This window comes from Dickeya sp. NCPPB 3274 (assembly GCF_000406205.1).
Taxonomy (GTDB): Bacteria; Pseudomonadota; Gammaproteobacteria; order Enterobacterales; family Enterobacteriaceae; genus Dickeya; species Dickeya fangzhongdai.
The window spans coordinates 1,246,278-1,265,657 of record NZ_CM001979.1; the positions used below are offsets into that span (position 1 = coordinate 1,246,278).

15 protein-coding genes are annotated in these 19,380 nt (G+C 57.7%); 9 read left to right on the top strand and 6 right to left on the bottom strand.

Annotated features, from left to right (window positions below; translation table 11 throughout):
* Positions 1–263: 263 nt before the first annotated feature.
* Together gyrA and rcsC are read left to right on the top strand one after the other, a co-directional pair.
* On the top strand, positions 264–2,897 hold the full coding sequence (gene gyrA, locus DXX3274_RS06335) for a DNA topoisomerase (ATP-hydrolyzing) subunit A (RefSeq protein ID WP_042859107.1): 2,634 nt from the start codon (positions 264–266) through the stop codon (positions 2,895–2,897).
* 124 nt (positions 2,898–3,021) lie between these two features.
* A complete protein-coding gene (rcsC, locus tag DXX3274_RS06340) occupies positions 3,022–5,886 on the top strand; it encodes a two-component system sensor histidine kinase RcsC (protein ID WP_071603921.1) in 2,865 nt (954 codons plus the stop codon).
* Positions 5,887–5,946: 60 nt separating this feature from the next.
* Here rcsC and rcsB read toward each other — a convergent pair whose 3' ends face one another.
* The 5 genes from rcsB to DXX3274_RS23635 form a co-directional block, all read right to left on the bottom strand.
* Positions 5,947–6,597: a response regulator transcription factor RcsB gene (rcsB, locus tag DXX3274_RS06345; RefSeq protein WP_013316908.1), complete on the bottom strand. Its 651-nt coding sequence runs from the start codon at positions 6,595–6,597 to the stop codon at positions 5,947–5,949.
* Between the two features lie 6 nt (positions 6,598–6,603).
* Positions 6,604–9,273: a phosphotransferase RcsD gene (gene rcsD / locus DXX3274_RS06350; protein ID WP_042859109.1), complete on the bottom strand. Its 2,670-nt coding sequence runs from the start codon at positions 9,271–9,273 to the stop codon at positions 6,604–6,606.
* Positions 9,274–9,277: 4 nt separating this feature from the next.
* A complete protein-coding gene (locus DXX3274_RS06355) occupies positions 9,278–9,520 on the bottom strand; it encodes a hypothetical protein (RefSeq protein ID WP_152495231.1) in 243 nt (80 codons plus the stop codon).
* A 329-nt stretch (positions 9,521–9,849) separates the two neighbouring features.
* Positions 9,850–10,491, bottom strand: a complete 642-nt coding sequence (locus tag DXX3274_RS06360) for an MFS transporter (protein ID WP_050569820.1) — start codon at positions 10,489–10,491, stop codon at positions 9,850–9,852.
* An 8-nt stretch (positions 10,492–10,499) separates the two neighbouring features.
* Positions 10,500–10,760 (bottom strand): hypothetical protein, encoded by a 261-nt coding sequence (locus DXX3274_RS23635; protein WP_152495232.1) that lies wholly within the window; start codon positions 10,758–10,760, stop codon positions 10,500–10,502.
* 597 nt (positions 10,761–11,357) lie between these two features.
* Between DXX3274_RS23635 and menF the strand changes: the two genes are divergently transcribed.
* From menF to DXX3274_RS06395, 7 genes are all read left to right on the top strand, one after another.
* On the top strand, positions 11,358–12,686 hold the full coding sequence (gene menF, locus DXX3274_RS06365) for an isochorismate synthase MenF (protein WP_050569821.1): 1,329 nt from the start codon (positions 11,358–11,360) through the stop codon (positions 12,684–12,686).
* 98 nt (positions 12,687–12,784) lie between these two features.
* Positions 12,785–14,461 (top strand): 2-succinyl-5-enolpyruvyl-6-hydroxy-3-cyclohexene-1-carboxylic-acid synthase, encoded by a 1,677-nt coding sequence (gene menD, locus DXX3274_RS06370; RefSeq protein ID WP_042859112.1) that lies wholly within the window; start codon positions 12,785–12,787, stop codon positions 14,459–14,461.
* A gap of 2 nt (positions 14,462–14,463) precedes the next feature.
* Entirely contained in the window at positions 14,464–15,255 is a 792-nt protein-coding gene (gene menH / locus DXX3274_RS06375; protein WP_042859113.1) for a 2-succinyl-6-hydroxy-2,4-cyclohexadiene-1-carboxylate synthase, read from the top strand.
* Positions 15,239–16,096, top strand: coding sequence for a 1,4-dihydroxy-2-naphthoyl-CoA synthase (gene menB / locus DXX3274_RS06380; protein ID WP_042859114.1), 858 nt, complete (start codon positions 15,239–15,241; stop codon positions 16,094–16,096). Before menH ends, menB begins: the two co-directional genes overlap by 17 nt.
* On the top strand, positions 16,096–17,064 hold the full coding sequence (menC, locus tag DXX3274_RS06385) for an o-succinylbenzoate synthase (RefSeq protein ID WP_042859115.1): 969 nt from the start codon (positions 16,096–16,098) through the stop codon (positions 17,062–17,064). Before menB ends, menC begins: the two co-directional genes overlap by 1 nt.
* On the top strand, positions 17,052–18,431 hold the full coding sequence (gene menE / locus DXX3274_RS06390; RefSeq protein WP_042859116.1) for an o-succinylbenzoate--CoA ligase: 1,380 nt from the start codon (positions 17,052–17,054) through the stop codon (positions 18,429–18,431). The genes menC and menE overlap by 13 nt, the downstream gene beginning before the upstream one ends.
* A gap of 196 nt (positions 18,432–18,627) precedes the next feature.
* Positions 18,628–19,173 (top strand): YfaZ family outer membrane protein, encoded by a 546-nt coding sequence (locus tag DXX3274_RS06395; RefSeq protein ID WP_042859117.1) that lies wholly within the window; start codon positions 18,628–18,630, stop codon positions 19,171–19,173.
* Here the strand turns inward: DXX3274_RS06395 and DXX3274_RS24195 are convergent.
* Positions 19,146–19,380, bottom strand: a 235-nt coding sequence (locus DXX3274_RS24195) for a hypothetical protein (RefSeq protein WP_238556090.1), incomplete at its 5' end; no start/stop codon positions are given. The genes DXX3274_RS06395 and DXX3274_RS24195 overlap by 28 nt on opposite strands.

Here is a 19,380-nt window from a genome sequence, read left to right on the forward strand (position 1 = left end):
CTGTGTTCATGCAGAGTGATCACCTTTCATCAATATTGACTGGGGCGAGTATAACGAGCGGAAGGCGGTTGTTGTAGTCGCTAACGATAGCGTCGTGGTTTCCGCGTCTTGTGACGGCGGTAACGTTGCGGTAACAAAACGCGAAACGCTCCATTAAAGAAGCGTCAGGAAACCGGCGTGAAGTTTCCCCTGAAACCCCGGTTTATGATATGATTTTCCACCTTTTAAAATCGGGTAGATGTGAATAGAGGGATAGCGGCTCCATGAGCGACCTTGCCAGAGAAATTACACCGGTCAACATCGAGGAAGAGCTGAAAAGTTCATATCTGGATTACGCCATGTCCGTCATCGTCGGGCGTGCGTTACCGGACGTTCGCGATGGTCTTAAGCCGGTACACCGCCGCGTGCTGTACGCGATGAGTGTGCTGGGTAACGACTGGAACAAGCCTTATAAAAAATCGGCCCGTGTGGTCGGGGACGTTATCGGTAAATATCACCCGCATGGTGATAGCGCGGTTTACGACACTATCGTGCGTATGGCTCAGCCGTTCTCACTGCGGTACATGCTGGTGGACGGCCAGGGCAACTTCGGTTCCATCGACGGCGACTCCGCCGCGGCGATGCGTTATACCGAAGTGCGCATGTCGAAAATCGCCCACGAACTGCTTTCCGATCTGGATAAAGAGACGGTGGATTTTGTGCCTAACTACGACGGCACAGAGCAGATCCCGGACGTGATGCCCACCCGTATCCCTAACCTGCTGGTCAACGGTTCTTCCGGGATCGCGGTGGGGATGGCGACCAACATTCCGCCCCATAACCTGACGGAAGTGATCAACGGCTGTCTGGCCTATATCGATGATGAAAACATCAGCGTCGAAGGGCTGATGACCCATATTCCGGGGCCGGATTTCCCGACCGCCGCCATCATCAACGGCAAGCGCGGCATTGAAGAAGCCTACCGCACCGGCCGCGGCAAAGTGTATATCCGCGCCCGCGCCGAAGTGGAGGCTGACGCCAAATCCGGCCGTGAAACCATCATCGTGCATGAAATCCCTTATCAGGTGAACAAGGCGCGACTGATTGAAAAGATCGCCGAGCTGGTAAAAGAGAAGCGCATTGAAGGCATCAGCGCGCTGCGCGACGAGTCCGACAAGGACGGCATGCGCATCGTGATTGAAATCAAGCGCGATGCGGTAGGCGAGGTGGTGCTCAACCATCTGTACTCCCAGACCCAGATGCAGGTGTCGTTCGGCATCAACATGGTGGCGCTGCATCAGGGCCAGCCGAAGCTGATGACCCTCAAGGAAATTCTGGCGGCATTCGTCCGTCACCGCCGCGAAGTGGTGACGCGTCGCACTATTTTCGAACTGCGCAAAGCGCGCGAACGCGCCCATATCCTGGAAGGTCTGGCGATTGCGCTGGCTAATATCGACCCGATCATCGAACTGATCCGCCATGCTGCTACCCCGGCCGAAGCCAAAAATGCGCTGGTAGCGCAGGCGTGGACGCTGGGCAGCGTGGCCGCCATGCTGGAGCGTGCCGGCGATGACGCTGCGCGTCCGGAATGGCTGGAGCCGGAGTTCGGTATCCACGACGGTAAATATCACCTGACCGAACAGCAGGCGCAGGCGATTCTGGATCTGCGTCTGCAGAAACTGACCGGTCTGGAACATGAAAAACTGTTGGATGAATACAAGGAACTGCTGGAGCAGATCGCCGAGCTGCTGTTCATCCTGCGCAGTCCTGAACGTCTGATGGAAGTGATCCGCGAAGAGCTGGAGGCGATCCGCGAGCAGTACAACGACGCGCGTCGTACCGAGATCACCCATAACAGCGCCGACATCAACATTGAAGATCTGATCTCTGAAGAGAACGTGGTGGTGACCCTGTCGCATCAGGGTTACGTCAAGTACCAGCCGCTGAGCGACTATGAAGCCCAGCGTCGTGGCGGCAAAGGCAAATCCGCCGCCCGCATCAAGGAAGAGGACTTTATTGATCGGCTGCTGGTGGCGAATACCCACGACACCATCCTGTGCTTCTCCAGCCGTGGCCGTCTCTACTGGCTGAAAGTGTATCAGTTGCCGGAAGCGAGCCGCGGCGCCCGCGGTCGTCCGATCATCAACCTGTTGCCGCTGGAGCCGGATGAACGCATCACCGCCATTCTGCCGGTGCGCGAGTACGAAGAGGGCATGAACGTGTTCATGGCCACGGCCAGCGGCACCGTGAAGAAGACCGCGCTGACCGAGTTTAGCCGTCCGCGCAGCGCCGGCATCATCGCCGTTAATCTCAACGACGGCGACGAGCTGATTGGCGTCGATCTGACCGACGGCAGCAATGAGGTGATGCTGTTCTCCGCCGAAGGCAAGGTGGTGCGCTTCTCCGAATCGGCTGTGCGTACGATGGGACGTACCGCTACCGGGGTGCGCGGCATCAACTTACAGGGCGATGACCTGGTGGTATCGCTGATTGTGCCGCGCGGCGAAGGCGATATTCTGACCGTGACGCAGAATGGCTTCGGCAAGCGTACCGCCGTCACCGAGTATCCGGTGAAATCCCGTGCCACCAAAGGCGTTATCTCCATCAAGGTGAGCGAGCGCAACGGTAAGGTGGTCGGCGCGGTGCAGGTCGATTCCGCCGATCAGATCATGATGATCACCGATGCCGGTACGCTGGTGCGTACTCGTGTATCCGAGGTCAGCATCGTCGGCCGTAATACTCAGGGCGTGACGCTGATCCGTACCGCTGAGGACGAGCGCGTAGTTGGCCTGCAGCGTGTGGCTGAGCCGGTGGAAGACGATGAACTCGACAGCGTGGTGCCGGTTGACGGCGAACTGCCGGAAGAGGACATCGATGAACCGGAGAACGATGACGATACGCCGGCAGACGATGAATAACCCCTTCATCCGTCGGTGATGACCTACCAGAGCCAGCGCCCGACGCGCTGGCTTTTTTTATGCAGGATCGGTACTGTATCGACTGATCCCGACCTGATTTTCCCGTGCTGACAACCTTTACGGTATGCCTTTGAAAGTTATCGCTTCTTTTCAGACCACCCTTAAAGTCTCCCGGTATATGTTCCGGGCGCTGGCGACCACGCTGTGGATTCTGGGCGCACTGATTTCGGTTTTTTACGTGAACAAGGAACTGAATCAACGGGAATCGCATTTGCGACAGATTTTCTCCCTCAATTTCGAACAATCGCTGGGGTATATTCGCCATACCACCGATGTGGCGCGCGAGCTGCGGTACATTGCCGCTAACCGATTCGGCGCGCCTGTCGCGCCGCGGGAACGCGGCGGCGCCGCCAAAAAGACGCCGTTCTCTATTTATCCGCTGTCCTCCACCTTTGACTGTGGCGAACAGTATGAGAAGAACCCCGCTCAATTGCAGTCGCTGACGAGCTTTTTTGATCAATGGCATGATGATTTCTCGTCGGTTTATGACCTTAACCGCATCTTTTTTATCGACAGCAGTCAGCAGTGCATTGTCGATTTTGGCATTCGCAATCAGTCGCTGGATAGCGATAGCCTGATGAAGAGCGTGCAGGAACGGTTGCAGAATCAGAAATCCAATCGGGCGGGGAATCGTCGCGACGAGAGTCTGTTTTGGGTGACGCCCGGCCCGACGCCGGATGCGGGGTATCTGTACGCGCTGACGCCGGTGTATGTGGATAACCATCTGGTGACCATGATGGGGATCGAACAGAGTATCCGGCTGGATGACTTTATGTTGAATGGCGACCTGCCGTTCAGCGTCAGATTGCTGGATCAGAATGACCGGGTCCTGCTGCAGTTTACCGACAGCCAGTCCGGCAATAGCCTCAGCCATTACCCGGATTCGAATAACTACTTTGGCTATAGCGATGGCTACGGGGCCTTGTTGATGAAGAAGGCGCTGCCGCCTACGTCGATGACCGTGGTGTATTCGCTGCCGCTGGAAGTGATTCTGATGTCGCTCAATACGCTGATCATCAATATTGCGTTGTTGAATCTGGCATCGGCTATCTGTCTATTTTTATTGACCAGACTGTTTGAACGCAAAATTTTCCGGCCAGCGGAACGCAACGCGTTCCAGTTGGAAGAGAACGAACAGTTTAACCGTAAGATCGTGGCGTCGGCGCCGGTAGGCATCTGCATTTTGAGGATCAGCGACGGCACCAATATTATCAGCAACGAGCTGGCGCATAACTACCTCAGCCTGCTGACGTATGAAGACCGGGTGCGTATTGTGCGCATCATCTGCGAGCAGCAATCTAAATCGCTGGATGTGGTGACCGGGCGCAATCACCATCTGCAAATCAGTTTTGTGCACTCGCGCTACCGTAATGAAAACGTGGCCATCTGCGTGCTGCTCGACGTCAGCGCCCGTGTGCGCATGGAAGAGTCGTTACAGGAGATGGCCAACGCCGCCGAGCAGGCCAGCCAGTCCAAGTCGATGTTCCTGGCGACGGTCAGCCATGAATTACGCACGCCGCTGTATGGCATCATCGGCAATCTGGATTTGCTGCAAACGAAATCGCTGCCATCGGATGCCAACCGGCTGGTGACGGCGATGCAAAACTCCTCGGCGCTGCTGCTGAAGATCATCAGCGACATTCTTGATTTCTCCAAGATCGAGTCGGAACAGCTGAAAATCGAGCCCAGTGAGTTCGCGCCGCGTGAGGTGATAAACCATATCGTGAGCAACTACCTGCCGCTGGTGGTGAAAAAACGGTTGGTGCTGTATTGCTATATCGATCCTAACGTGCCCTTCCGGTTGATGGGTGATGCGGTGCGGTTGCAGCAGGTGTTGAGCAATTTGCTCAGTAACGCCATCAAGTTTACCGATACCGGCTGTATCGTGTTCCAGGTGGCGTGTTGCGATGACGGTTATCTGGTGTTCAAGGTGCGGGATACCGGCGTCGGTATCGATACCCGTGCGGTGATGAAATTGTTTGATCCCTTCTTTCAGGCCGGGACCGGGGTTCAGCGCCACTTTCAGGGCACCGGGCTGGGGCTGGCGATTTGTGAAAAGCTGGTCAGCCTGATGGATGGGGATATCACCATTGAATCCGAACCGGGGCTTGGCAGCGAGTTCGGCATTCGCATTCCGCTTTACCGCGCTCACTACCCGCAGACGTTGCAGGTGCCGGATTTACAGGGGAAAACCTGCTGGTTACAGATTCGCAATGCGCTGATGGAACGCTATCTGCTGGGCTTGCTGAATGCCTGCGGTCTGGATGCGCAGCGGTACGAAGAAGGACAGCCCGTCGGTAAAGATGACGTGATGATTTGTGATCATGTGCCGGATACGCTGCTAAATGCGCATGCCTACGTGGAGATTAGCGGTATGCAGGCCGGCGCCGCACAGGAGGTTCGGGCGGGGTACTGGCTTTACAGTACGGCCGCGCTGCACGAATTGCCGGTACTGCTGCAACGTATTTATCGGGGTGAGGATGAATTGTCCGCGGCGGCGCTGTCCCTGCCGTCCGTCAGTTACAATCGCACCGAAAACAGCGATATTCGCCTTTTGGTAGTGGATGATCATCCGATTAACCGCCGCTTGCTGGCCGATCAACTCGGTTCGCTGGGGTATCAGGTCATTACGGCCAATGACGGGCTGGATGCGTTGGACGTGCTGGCGAAGAATCCGGTGGATATTATCCTTACCGACGTCAACATGCCGAATATGGATGGCTACCGTTTTACCCAGCGGCTACGGGAAATGGAGCAGACGTTACCGGTAATCGGCGTCACCGCCAATGCGCTGGCGGAAGAACGGCAGCGCTGTCTGCAGGCCGGTATGGATAATTGTCTGTCCAAGCCGGTGACGCTGGATACGTTGCAGCAGTCGCTGTCGTATTACAGCAATCTGGTCAGGCAGAACAAGTCGGTTCAGTCGTAAGTCAGGCTGGCCTGGAGGAGAAGGCCGGCGAGCAGGTTATCCCGCTCGCCGGCAGGAGAGTTACTCTTTGTCAGACGGCGACACGCCGACCGAGGAGAGGTAGTTCAGCAGGGCGATATCGTTGTCCACGCCAAGTTTGGTCATGGCCGATTTCTTCTGGCTGCTGATGGTCTTGATGCTGCGGTTGAGTTTTCTGGCGATTTCGGTAACCAGGAACCCTTCGGCAAACAGGCGCAAAACCTCGCTTTCCTTGGGTGACAGGCGCTTGTCGCCATAACCGCTGGCGCTGATTTTTTCCAGCACCTTGCTGACGCTTTCCGGCGTGAATTTTTTGCCTTTCTGCAAAGCGGCCAGCGCTTTGGGCAGGTCGGTTGGCGCGCCCTGTTTCAGGACAATCCCTTCAATATCCAGCTCCAGCACTGCGCTGAGAATGGCCGGATTATTGTTCATGGTCAGTACAATGATCGACAGGTGCGGGAAATGGCGCTTGATGTATTTGATCAGGGTAATGCCGTCGCCGTATTTATCCCCCGGCATGGATAGATCGGTGATCAGGACATTGGCGTCCAGTTTGGGAAGATTGTTAATCAGGGCTGTCGAGTCTTCGAATTCACCCACGACGTTAACCCATTCGATTTGTTCCAGCGACTTTTTAATGCCAAACAAAACAATAGGATGGTCGTCTGCAATAATTACGTTTAGATTGCTCATTGTTTTTTACTCATATTGTTGGCCACCGGGCTGCAGCAATGCTGTGACAAAACCTTCGATTTGTTGAAGGTTGGCTTCTATCTGCGCGCGATCCTGGGTGGTAATAAGCTTTTCCAGCGCTTCACATAACTGCTTGCCGGGATGAAGATTCAGCATGGCAAAGACACCTTTCAGACGGTGTGCTGTTTGCGCAAGTGACAAAAAATCGCCATCTTGGGTCTCAGTATATAGTCTCTTTAAATCCTCCGGTACTGTATCAACAAACAAGGAATAGTAGTCACTGTTGCGTAACTGACGGACATAGAAGCCGATATCGTCCTGTTCTTCAGGCCGGGTATCGTCCGGAGAAGTATCCAGTTGCTGCTCGATCAGTTTCAGCAGACCTTCCAGCAGTAACTGGCTGATATTGTAGTTGGTACGCAGGCGACGATGCCCCAGCGGCACCAGCAGAGTATCGTCACTGGTCACCAGCAAGGTATCGTCGGCCATCCGGTTAGGATCGTCGGTAATCGTGATTTCCGCATCCTGACTCACCAGTCGTTCGTCATATACCATGACATCAGCGCCCCAGTTACTTACCATGCGATTAACAATGGTACGTACCTCATCCGAGGTAATGTTCAGGAGTAGCGTGATGTCGTCCAATAATTTCTCATCTTCTTCCGCAGGCAGCGGGTCCGGCTGCATTTTCAAGGTCAGCACGTACTGGGTGCCGAGTCCTGGTCGACTGTTGATTTGCAGTTGACCCCCTAGTTTGTTGCAGAGTTGATTGCATAGAAATAGGGTTAATCCGGAATTGTGCCGGAAGCGATCGGATAGCGGCGTGGTGGCGAACGGATGCACCAGATTGTCCCGTTCCATACCGGAAATATCGGTGCCGGTATCGCTAATGCGGACCAGCAACTGCTCGGGGGAATGCGCCGAAGGCTCGCAGGACAGGGTGATCTTGCCGTAGTCGGTATTGGTAATGGAGTAATCCAGCAGCAGCGACAGGGTTTTCTTCAGCAATTCGCTGTCGCCCAGATAGGTCTGGCGCGGGTCGAGCTTGTAATGATTGAACAGCTTCAGCCCTTTTTGCTGGATACGCGGCAGCAATTCCAGCATCAAATCGTCAATCAGCGTCAGCGGTGAAAACGAGTCATGGACCAGATGCCATTCCACCGTTTCCAGCCGCGCCTGCAGGGCGATGTTTTCCATCAGACGGATGGCGCCGCTGGTTTCGGCGATCAGCGCCTGAACCGTTTTCTGCTGCTCTGGCGGGTTGTCGGTTTTGCGCAGCGTCAGCGCCAACTGATGTACGGCGGACAGCGGTTGCTTAAACTCTTGGCTCAGGTTGCGGAACAGGCGTTTGCGAACCGAAACGTTTTTGTCGAATTCTCGCTGCGCCAGCTGCAGTTTTTTGGTAATCAATATTTCCTGGTCCTGTTCGCGCAGCAGGAACAGGCACAGCGACGGCGTGTGCTGACTGTGGAAAACGCGCACCTCGTACATCTCGTTGTCCACCGTGGCCTGAATAACGCCCTGATGTTCCTCCGCCAGCGTGGAGATTTTCTTCAGGCTGAGGTGCGGGTATAACCTTTCCGCCAGCGCGTTCGCCACCATCACTTTATTGTTGCTGAAATCGTAAACCAGCACCCCGACCGGGATGCGGCTGACGATCTCGCCGTACATTCGCTGCTGCTCTTTCAGGTGATGGGACAAGTCATCCTTCGGCCGGGCGTAGTAGCGCCGCAGCGCGTAGAACCCCATCAGCGAGATAGCCAGCAACGCCAGATTGAGCACTATCACCCAGATATTGTTGCGCAGCATATCGGTCACCAGCCGGCCCAGCGGAATGGCATAGACCAGTTTGATCGGTGAGTTCATTAACTGGGCCGAGATTTCCAGCAGTGCGCCTTCACGGCGAATATCGGTGGGGATGTCGTTATCCGCGCTGGCGTCGGCGTTTACCGGTGGTGTCTGCTGGCGCAGCATGAAGCTGTCCCGCGACATATTACGCGGGATCAGATCGTTGATAGACAGGTCGAACGCAATGACGGTAGCCAGATGCCCAGGCTGATTGAACGTCGTGCGCAGGGTAAAGTAATAGTCGTTGTAAAAACGCAGCTTGCGCAAGGGGGAGAAACTTTCCCGTTCATCCAGCGTATTCGCCTGTTGCAGCATCTCGGTTTTGCGTGACTCCACCATCGATGAAAGGTAACTGCCGCGGAACTGTGACGAGATATCTTTCAGCGGCTGGGTGGAAACCATGGTCAGGCTGTTGTCCTGCCCGTTGAGGTAGTACATCGAGTAGATATCGGTTTTCGCGCCCCACAAGACGTCCAGATATTGCGATATCCGGTGCATGGCGCCGAGCGTGGTTTTGTCGTGCTGCCCGAAAATCAAGGCATCCGTTTTGTGGCCGCTTTTCTCGACATAAAACACATTCGGCATCAGCGTAATCAGATTGATGTTGGGAGTATCGGGCTGCGTCGGATCGCTGATCAGATTTTTGTAGATTTGATCGGTGAAGAAACGGTAGGCGTCGATACGCTTTTGCATTCCTTCCGCAACGTCTGTCAGCGCGGATTTTTTCTCCGTCATCCAGCTGTTGACGTAGTTATAGCTGTAGGCGCCGGTCATCAGTAGCAGCAACAGAATAAACAGCAGGAAAAAACGCACGATAGCCGCAGGCATGAAATCAGGCTCCTGATGAACGGGTAAGAGGACGGATACTGAGGCTGACAACCAGCAGCAACAGCGCGACAAGGCCCAGCGCCAGCGACAGGCTGCTCCATTGGGCGATGAAACCGAGCAGCGCCGGACCGGTCAGAATACCGGTATAGCCGAGAGTGCTGACTGAAGCAACGGCCAGCCCGGCGGGCATGATCCGCTGTCTGCCTGCCGCCGAGAACAGAATCGGCGCGCCCGTTGGATGCGCCAAGGCCGCCCGTGTGGCTAACTGTACCGGTTATGTCGTTCAGTCGGGTTATGCACTGGTCAATCGTGGAGGAGCTCAAGGTTGAGTTCGTTGCTGCATAACTATCGTCGCTGGATCTGCCATAGGGGTATTTTTACCAGCATTGCTGCGTTTTATCGGTCGCGGTTGTGTCTCGTCGGCGTCATATGCGATGGAAGGGTTCGGCAATAAGCTCGCAGATCCGCCATGTCGGGAATCAAGCCCGCGTTCGCTGCTGAGGTACTTTGTGCTCCAGTCGAGTATGGCGCCTTTCGCTAGATAGCGATAATGAATCTTAGCGCTGTCGGTGGTCATCATTTTGTCGCTTGGTCGCTCATTTCATCGGGTTTCTTTTTCGTTGTGTGCGGTGAGCCATGCCAGAAATTGTGATGCGTGGTGCACATTAGTCGTTGATGGAGGAATAGCACCATAATGATGATCGCCCATAACGGCGAGCAGCCAAGCCACAGCAGGCCGCTGACGCCGCCCGCACCGGCGATGCCGCCGACGCTGTAAAAACCGTGAAACCCGGACAGCATGGCCCTGTTGCTGGCCTGCTCGACTACCACCGCCTGAATATTCATGGTGACATCCAGCAGACCAATCGCCGCGCCGAACAGGAACAGCAATACCGCCATAGCGGGTAATGTGGAAACCTGCGTCAAGGCCGGCAACACCACAAACAATGGTGTGGCCGCGGACAACATTACCCGTCGACATCCCAGGCGCGCGCTCAGCACGTCGGCCAGCGGCATGGCGGTCAGTGAGCCGATGGCAATCATCAGCAGCAGCATTCCCAGCGATGCGTCGTTGATGTTAAGACGGGATTTGGCGTACGGCACCAGCGGCGCCCAGGCCGATATCGCCGCGCCCGTGATGAAAAACACCGCCCGTGTGGCGAACTGTACCGCTTTGTCGTCCAGTCGCTGTGACTGGTCAAGCGTGGAGGAACTCAAGGTTGAACTCATTGCTGAATAACTATCGTCGCTGAATCTGACAGAGGGGTATTTTTACCACAATTGCGGCGTTTTATCGAAAGAGGATGTGTCTCGTCGACAGAAAATGCGGGAAGGGTTCCACAATAAGCTCGCAGATAAAAAATGCCGGGACAAGCCCGGCAATGAGAAGGTAATTTATGATAAAGCGGAATGAAGAATTTGATGATAGCGAGAAAAATCTTAGAACTGTCGGTCGTAAGAATTTTGTCACTTAATGCTAATTTCATCGGGTTTCTTTTTCATTCTGTGCGGTGAGCAAAACCAGAAAATATAAACGAGGTGAAATTATCGTTGATGAAGGAATATGTCCATCCTCTCGGGATTATTGGCTGAGCGCCATGCCGCTTGATGTGGCGTTCCCCGGCACGATATGCCGACATGACAATACGTTACCTGTCGTCATCGGTTGTCAAAAAATAAAATAAAAAGCGACGAAATTTTTTATATGGTGAATACTTTTTATGGCGGAAACCTATAAATAAAAATGCATGATAAAGAATAATATAAACCCTGTTTTTATTGTGGGTTAATCGTGGGGGTTATTTGGTATTGCGGCAATCCAGGACTGGAAATAGGAATTATCGTAATCGTTTTGGCGTTGTTTGCCGCAATTTGAGATAAATCCCTATGGATCTGGCTGCAACTTCCGGGCGGCGTTATTCAGCAGTATGCGCGTTCGGTTCGCTGACGAACGGCCCGAGAAAGGCCCATACGTGGAAATAGGGTGTAGGTAAGCGGGTTATTACGGGGTAGGTATCAAGCTAATGACTTTTTTTTTGTAGGGATAGCCCCGTATAATTCCCTACTTTCAGTTAGGCTATGGGGTGAATGTGCAGCAATTCTCTGACCTGCTGCGCCAGATGCATCAGGCGCTCAACGAACCCTTGCCGGAGCAGGTGGGCTTTCATGCAGTCACGCTGACCATGTCGTTGCAGGACGGCTCGCCGTTGCTGGCGTGGCTGGCCTCGCAGCCCGTCTATCCGCAGTTTTACTGGCAGCATCGTCAGGACGATGAAGAGGCGGCGGTGTGTGGTCAGGTGCGTGTATTTGACGATATCGCGCACGCTGAGGACTTTCTGCAACGTCATGATGTGGATGATAGCGTGCGCCTCTGGGGGTTGAATGCGTTTGAACAGCATCCGTTAGCGGAGGCTAATGCCGCTGCGTTTCTGTTTCTGCCGCGCATCGCCCTGTTGCGACAAGGGTTGCGTCTGCGTTTGCGGGTCAATCTGTGCAGTGAGACCTCGCTGCGCGATGATGCGCGCGACGCACAGGATTTTCTGCGCCGGCTATTGCCGCCGCAGCCGTTGCCGACGCTGCATACCCGTATAGAAGCTACCCGCCATTGTCCGGATCGCCAGCAGTGGATCGACCTGTTGCATCTGGCGCTGGCGGACATTGCCGCCGGGCAGATGGAAAAAGTGGTGCCGGCCCGCGCTTCGATTCTGTCGCTCGATAGGCCATTGCAGGCGACCACGCTGATGGCGGCCAGCCGTGCGGCCAATTACCGCTGTTATCATTTTATGCTGGCTTTCGCGCCGCATCAGGCGTTTCTGGGGTCCAGCCCGGAGCGGCTTTATCGGCGGCGGCATACCCGTCTGGAAACGGAGGCGTTGGCCGGAACGGTGGCCAGCGATCATGACGATGAAAAAGCCGCCGGTCTGGCAGACTGGTTGATGAATGACGTCAAGAACCAGTGTGAGAATATGCTGGTGGTGGACGATATCTGCCAGCGCCTGCATCAGGCGGCGTTGACGCTGGATGTAATGCCGCCGGAGATCGTCCGTCTGCGCAAGGTGCAGCATCTGCGGCGAACGATTCAGGCGACCCTGCGCAGCGGAACGGATAGCGAGTGTCTGCATCTGTTGCAGCCGACCGCGGCGGTGGCCGGGTTGCCGCGCGCCGCGGCGCGGGCGTTTCTGACCCGGCATGAGCCGTTTCACCGCGGCTGGTACGCCGGCTCGGCGGGGTATTTGTCGCGTCAGCAGTCCGAATTCAGCGTGGCGTTGCGCTCCGCCAGCGTCGCGGACCGGCAACTGACGCTGTATGCCGGCGCGGGCATTGTGGCGGGATCTGATCCAGAGCAAGAATGGCTGGAGCTGGAAAACAAGGCCGCCGGACTGAAGTCGTTGCTGGAAGACGCTATTTCATAGCGCGATTTATTGCCTGTTACTGGTTTACATCAAAGTTGGCCGGATGAAAAAAAATATAATTATTGCCACAACCCGCAACCGGAGTTGTTGAGTCGATCATGTCCACACATATTTTTAACCGCCGCTGGGCAACGGTAATCGTTGAGGCGCTCAGCCATCAGGGTGTCCGTCATATCTGCATTGCGCCGGGATCGCGTTCCACACCACTGACGCTGGCGGCTGCTTCGCACCCGTCGCTGGTCTGCCACACCCATTTTGACGAGCGGGGTCTTGGTCACCTGGCGCTGGGGCTGGCTAAAGCCTCTGGCGAAGCTGTGGCGGTGATCGTGACGTCCGGCACGGCGGCGGCCAATCTCTATCCGGCGATTATTGAAGCCGGGCTGACCGGCGAGCGGCTGGTGATACTGACGGCGGATCGCCCGCCGGAGCTGATCGACTGCGGCGCCAATCAGGCGATTCGTCAGCCCGGCATGTTTGCCTCGCACCCGACATTAGCGCTCAACTTACCGCGTCCCACTTGTGATATTCCGGCCCGCTGGCTGGTTTCCGCCCTCGATAACGCCCTGGGCGAGTTGCGCCACGGCGCGCTGCATATCAATTGCCCGTTTGCCGAGCCGTTATACGGCGAAGACGATCCGGCAGCCTTTCAGGACTGGCTGCAGGCGCTGGGCGACTGGTGGCATCAACCGCAGCCGTGGCTGCAGGGCGCGCGCGCGACGCCGGTAACCACAATGCAGCCGGACTGGCCGCAATGGCGACAACGGCGCGGCGTCGTGATCGCCGGGCGGGTGCCCGCGCAGGTCGGAGAACAGCTAGCCGCCTGGGCGCGCCAGCTAGGCTGGCCGCTGATCGGCGATGTGCTGTCGCAGACCGGCCAACCGCTGGCCTGCGCCGATTTGTGGCTTCAGCATCCGCAGGCGGAAACGCTGCGTCAAGCCGAGATCGTGGTGCAGTTCGGCGCCAGCCTGACGGGCAAACGTCTGCTGCAGTGGCAGGCGACGGCGACGCCCGACCAATACTGGCTGGTCGACAGCCTGCCGGGAAGGCTTGACCCCGCGCAGCATCGCGGCCGCCGACTGGTGGCCGACATTGCCGACTGGCTGGCGGCGCATCCGGCCGTTGCTCAATCTCCTTGGGCGCCGGAGGTGGAAGCCTGTGCCGAACGGGTCGCCCGCCAGGTGGCTGCCCGCTTATCCGGCGGTTTCGGTGAAGCGCAATTGGCGCATCGCGTCGCCGAGCTGTTGCCGCCGCAGGGGCAGTTTTTCGTCGGCAACAGCCTGACGGTGAGGCTGGTGGATGCGTTTGCTCGTCTGCCGGCGGGGTATCCGGTGTACGCCAACCGCGGCGCCAGCGGCATTGACGGCCTGCTGTCGACGCTGGCGGGCGTGCAGCGCGCCAATGTCCGGCCGATGCTCGCCATCGTCGGCGATCTGTCGGCGTTGTATGACCTCAATGGGCTGGCGTTGCTGCGTCAGCCGCCCGCGCCGCTGGTGCTGGTGGTGGTGAACAATGACGGCGGGCAGATTTTTTCGTTATTGCCGACGCCCGAGGCGCAGCGCGAAGCTTTTTACTGTATGCCGCAGCAGGTGGATTTTCGCCATGCGGCGGCGCTGTTCGGGCTGCGTTACGCGCGAGCGCAGCAATGGTCTGACGTGCAGGACGCGGTAAACGCCGGGTGGCGGCAGGGCGGCACCACGTTGCTGGAAGTTGTCGTGCCGCCCAAAGCCGGCGCCGAAACGTTGCAACGGCTGTCGGCCGAGGTGCCGTCGTGGTGACGATGTATTGCCGTCGGGTTGGTCAGCCGCAGCCGGGGCAACCCTGGCTGGTGATGCTGCATGGCCTGCTCGGCAGCGGCGAAGACTGGCAGCCGGTGTTGCCGTATCTGGCCGACTGGCCGCTACTGCTGGTGGATTTGCCGGGGCATGGCGCGTCCCGGTCGTTGCCGACGGCGGATTTCGCCGACGTGAGCCGCCAACTGACCGCGCTGCTGGCGCAACAGGCGGTGACCGACTACTGGCTGCTGGGGTATTCGCTGGGCGGGCGTATTGCCATGTATCACGCCTGCCAGGGCGACGCTGCCGGTTTGCGAGGGCTGCTGGTGGAAGGCGGGCATCCGGGGCTGGCGTCGGCAGCAGAACGTGAAGCGAGACAGCGGCATGATGCCGACTGGGCGCGGCGTTTTCGTTATGAACCGCTTGATAGCGTGCTGCCGGACTGGTATCAGCAGCCGGTTTTCGCCCGTCTGTCGTCGGCGCAACGCGATCGGTTGATTGCATTGCGGCGCGGCAATCATGGGCCGGCGGTCGCCGACATGCTGGAAGCGACCTCGCTATCCCGTCAACCCTGTCTGGTTGACGTCCTGCAGCGGCTACGAGTTCCGTTTGGTTACCTCTGTGGCAGTCAGGACACTAAATTTCAGGCGCTGGCCGCGCAGCATCGTTTGCCGTTGCTGAGTGTGGACCACGCCGGGCACAACGCTCATCAGGCGAATCCGTCAGCGTATGTCGAACGGATCCGTCAGTTTATTTCGCATCCCGAAAGGAAGATTCAATATGCTTTATCCCAGTGAAGAACTGCTTTACGCACCGGTAGCATGGCACGATTGCAGCGGGGATTTTGTCGATATCCTTTATCACAAGTCGATCGACGGCATCGCCAAAATTACCATCAATCGTCCCCAGGTGCGCAACGCGTTTCGCCCGCAAACGGTAAAAGAGATGATTCAGGCGCTGGACAACGCCCGTCATGATGACGGTATCGGCGTGATCATCCTGACCGGCGCCGGCGAGAAAGCGTTCTGCTCCGGCGGCGACCAGAAAGTACGCGGCGACTACGGCGGTTACAAAGACGACAGCGGCGTTCATCATCTCAACGTGCTGGATTTCCAGCGTCAAATCCGTACCTGCCCGAAACCGGTGGTGGCGATGGTGGCCGGGTATTCCATCGGCGGCGGCCATGTGCTGCACATGATGTGCGATCTGACCATTGCGGCGGAAAACGCCATTTTCGGTCAGACCGGGCCGCGCGTCGGCTCCTTTGACGGCGGCTGGGGCGCCTCGTACATGGCGCGCATCGTCGGTCAGAAAAAGGCTCGCGAAATCTGGTTCCTGTGCCGTCAATATGACGCTCAGCAGGCGCTGGATATGGGGTTGGTCAACACCGTGGTGCCGTTGGCGGAACTGGAACGCGAAACCGTGCGCTGGTGCCGTGAAATGCTGCAAAATAGCCCGATGGCGCTGCGCTGCCTGAAAGCCGCGCTGAATGCCGACTGCGATGGTCAGTCCGGATTGCAGGAACTGGCCGGCAACGCCACCATGCTGTTCTACATGACGGAAGAAGGGCAGGAAGGCCGCAATGCCTTTAACGAAAAACGCCAGCCCGATTTCAGCAAATTCAAACGGAATCCCTGATGCGTCAGGCCATCCTCTATCGTTACAGCGTACCGATGGACGCCGGAGTCGTGCTGCGCAACCAGCGCCTGAAAGCCCGCGACGGGCTGCTTATTCGCCTGCGTGACGGCGATCGGGAAGGTTGGGGTGAAGTCGCGCCGCTGCCGCAGTTCAGTGTGGAGACGCTGGAGGAGGCCTCCGGCGCGGTACAGACGCAACTGCAAGCCTGGGTGTCGGGACAGGCGTCGGACGAGTGCGGCTTGCCCTCGGTCGATTTCGGCGTTAGCTGCGCGCTGGCCGAGCTGTCCGGTCAGTTGCCCGCCGAAGCGGACTATCGTAAGGCGCCGCTGTGCAATGGCGATCCGGATGAATTGTTCGCCATGCTGCAAAGCCTGCCTGAGCAGGTGGCGAAGGTGAAGGTCGGGCTGTATGAAGCGGTACGCGACGGCATGATCGTCAACCTGTTGTTGGACGCGCTGCCCGAACTACGGCTGCGGCTGGATGCCAACCGTAGCTGGACGCGGGCTAAAGCCGACGGGTTTGCCCGCTATGTGATGCCGGCCTATCGTTCCCGCATCGCTTTTCTGGAAGAACCCTGCAAAACCCGCGACGAATCGCGCGATTTCGCCCGCGCCACCGGTATTGCCATTGCCTGGGACGAAAGCGTGCGCGAGCCGGGATTCCGGGTTGAAGCGGAGCCGGGCGTGGCCGCCATTATTATCAAACCTTCGCTGACCGGCAGCCTGAACCGCTGTCGTCAACTGGTGGAGCAGGCGCATCAGGCTGGCCTGACGGCGGTGATCAGTTCCAGCATCGAGTCCAGTCTGGGGCTGACGCAACTGGCGCGGCTGGCGTGCTGGCTGACGCCGGGCGTTCTGCCGGGGCTGGATACGCTGGATCTGATGCAGGAGCAGGTGGTGCGCGCCTGGCCTGACAGCGCGTTGCCGCTGATCGCGGCGGACCGTCTGGAGCCGATATGGCAAGCCTGACCGACTGGCCCTGGCGCAGCTGGGCGGCGTCCCAGCCGATGGCGCCGGCGCTGATGGACGACGACGGGATCTGGAGCTGGCAGCAACTGGCGCGTCATCTGAATCAACTGGCGACCGGCTTCGTTCGTCAGGGGGTGCAGCCAGGCATGGGGGTAGCGCTGCGCGGCAAAAACAGTACCGATATGTTGTTCTGTTATCTGGCGCTGTTGCAGTGCGGGGCGCGTCTGTTGCCATTGAATCCTCAACTGCCCGATACGCTGCTGGATGCGTTGTTGCCCGCACTGAATATTGAGTATGGGCTGAGCGTGGATGGATATACGTGGCCGCAAAGCATCATTCCTCTGAGCCTGTCGGCGTCGTCGCCGGATGACGTGCTGCCGGCGCGGCCGTGGGAGGCGCAACGGCTGGCGACCATGACGCTGACGTCCGGTTCCAGCGGCATGCCGAAGGCGGCGGTGCACACCTGTGAGGCCCATCTGGTTAGCGCCGAAGGCGTACTGGCGCTGATGGCGTTCAGCGCGGGCGATCGCTGGTTGTTGTCGCTACCGCTGTTTCATGTGTCCGGGCAAGGGATTATCTGGCGCTGGCTGGCCGCCGGGGCATCGCTGGTGGTCAGACCGGACCAGCCGTTGGATGTCGCTTTGCGAGTGTGTACTCACGCCTCGCTGGTTCCCACCCAACTCTGGCGTCTTCTGTCGCAGAACCGCTCTCCGATCAGCCTACGGGCGGTATTGTTGGGCGGCGCGATGATCCCGGCGGAACTGACCCAACAGGCAGAGGCGCGGGGCATCCGCTGCTGGTGCGGTTACGGCCTGACGGAGCTGGCGTCCACGGTATGCGCCAAGCGCGCGGATGCCGGCGGCGGCGTTGGGTTGCCGCTGGCGGGACGCGAGATACGGCTGGAGGGCGAAGAAATTCTGCTGCGCGGCCGCAGTCTGGCGGCGGGATACTGGCGCGAAGGCGGACTGAGCCCGCTCACTGATGAGCAAGGCTGGTTTCATACCCGCGATCGCGGCCAGTGGGATGGGCATGAATGGCGCATTCTGGGGCGGCTGGATAATCAGTTCTTCAGCGGCGGCGAGGGGATTCAGCCGGAAGATGTGGAAGCGGTTTTGCTGCAACATCCGGATGTCACCTATGCCTGTGTGGTGCCGGTGGATGATCCGGAGTTCGGCCAGCGCCCGGTGGCGGTCGTCGAAGTGGAAAACGCCTTGCCGCTGTCCCGGTTGGTCGCATGGTGGCAGTCCCGGCTGGCGGGATTTCAGCGTCCGGTGGCGTGTTACCTGCTGCCGACTGCGTTGAAAACCGGCGGGATCAAGGTATCCCGCCAGCAGGTGAAAACCTGGGTGGAGCAGCAGCCGCGCTGATTGGCGTGACGGGGAGCTGCGCGGGGCGAACGGTCATCGGCGCGTTCGGTCGGGAAGAGCAAATGCCCTGTTTTTTGTTGCGACAGCATCATTCGTCGGTTATTTATGCTTTTGGCTGCTGAAGATTTAGGTAAAATGCGTGTTAACATCACGGTGTTGTGCGCGTTTAACTTATTTGTATTTAAGGATTATAGAAATGAAAAAGTGGGTTATTGCTTGTGCGGGAAGTTTGCTGCTGGCGACTGTTTCCGCTCATGCCATCAGTATTTCCGGGGAAGCGGGCCGTGACTATACGGGCGCCAGCGCCGGTTTCGGTCTGGGCGTACCCGGCCTGTCCGGCAATGCAGGCTGGAGCCATGATGACAAACACAGCAATGACGTCTACAGCGCCGGTCTGGATTATACCTTCGCGCTGAGCAACGCGTCGCTTAAAGTGGGAGCCAAAGGGCTTTACCTGAACCAGAACAATTTTAAAGATGGTTATGGCGTCGCGCTGGGCGGCGGATTGCAGGTGCCGGTGACCAGCTCCGTTTCCCTGTACGGTGAAGGTTATTACTCGCCGGACGCGTTCTCCAGCCATGTGGACCACTATGTGGAAGCCCGCGGCGGCGTGCGCTGGCAGCCGTTCCGCCCACTGTCGCTGGATGTTGGCTATCGCTACATCAACATGGCGTCCGGCGAAGACGGCAACGACAACCGCGTAGCGGATACCGCTTACGTTGGTGTGGGACTGAATTTCTGATTCCCCGACATCGGTTGGCAGATAAAAACAAAAGGCGTGTTTATCACGCCTTTTGTTTGAGGCTGTTGACAAACAGCCATGTTGTCTTGTGAATGCTGAATTTGTCTGTTCAGTGAATAGTTTCGTGCGGGATAAGCGGTGTCATTTCTTTGCTGCTTCGTCGCACGCACGCACGCACGACAAGGCGAGGTTTGTATCTTGCTCATG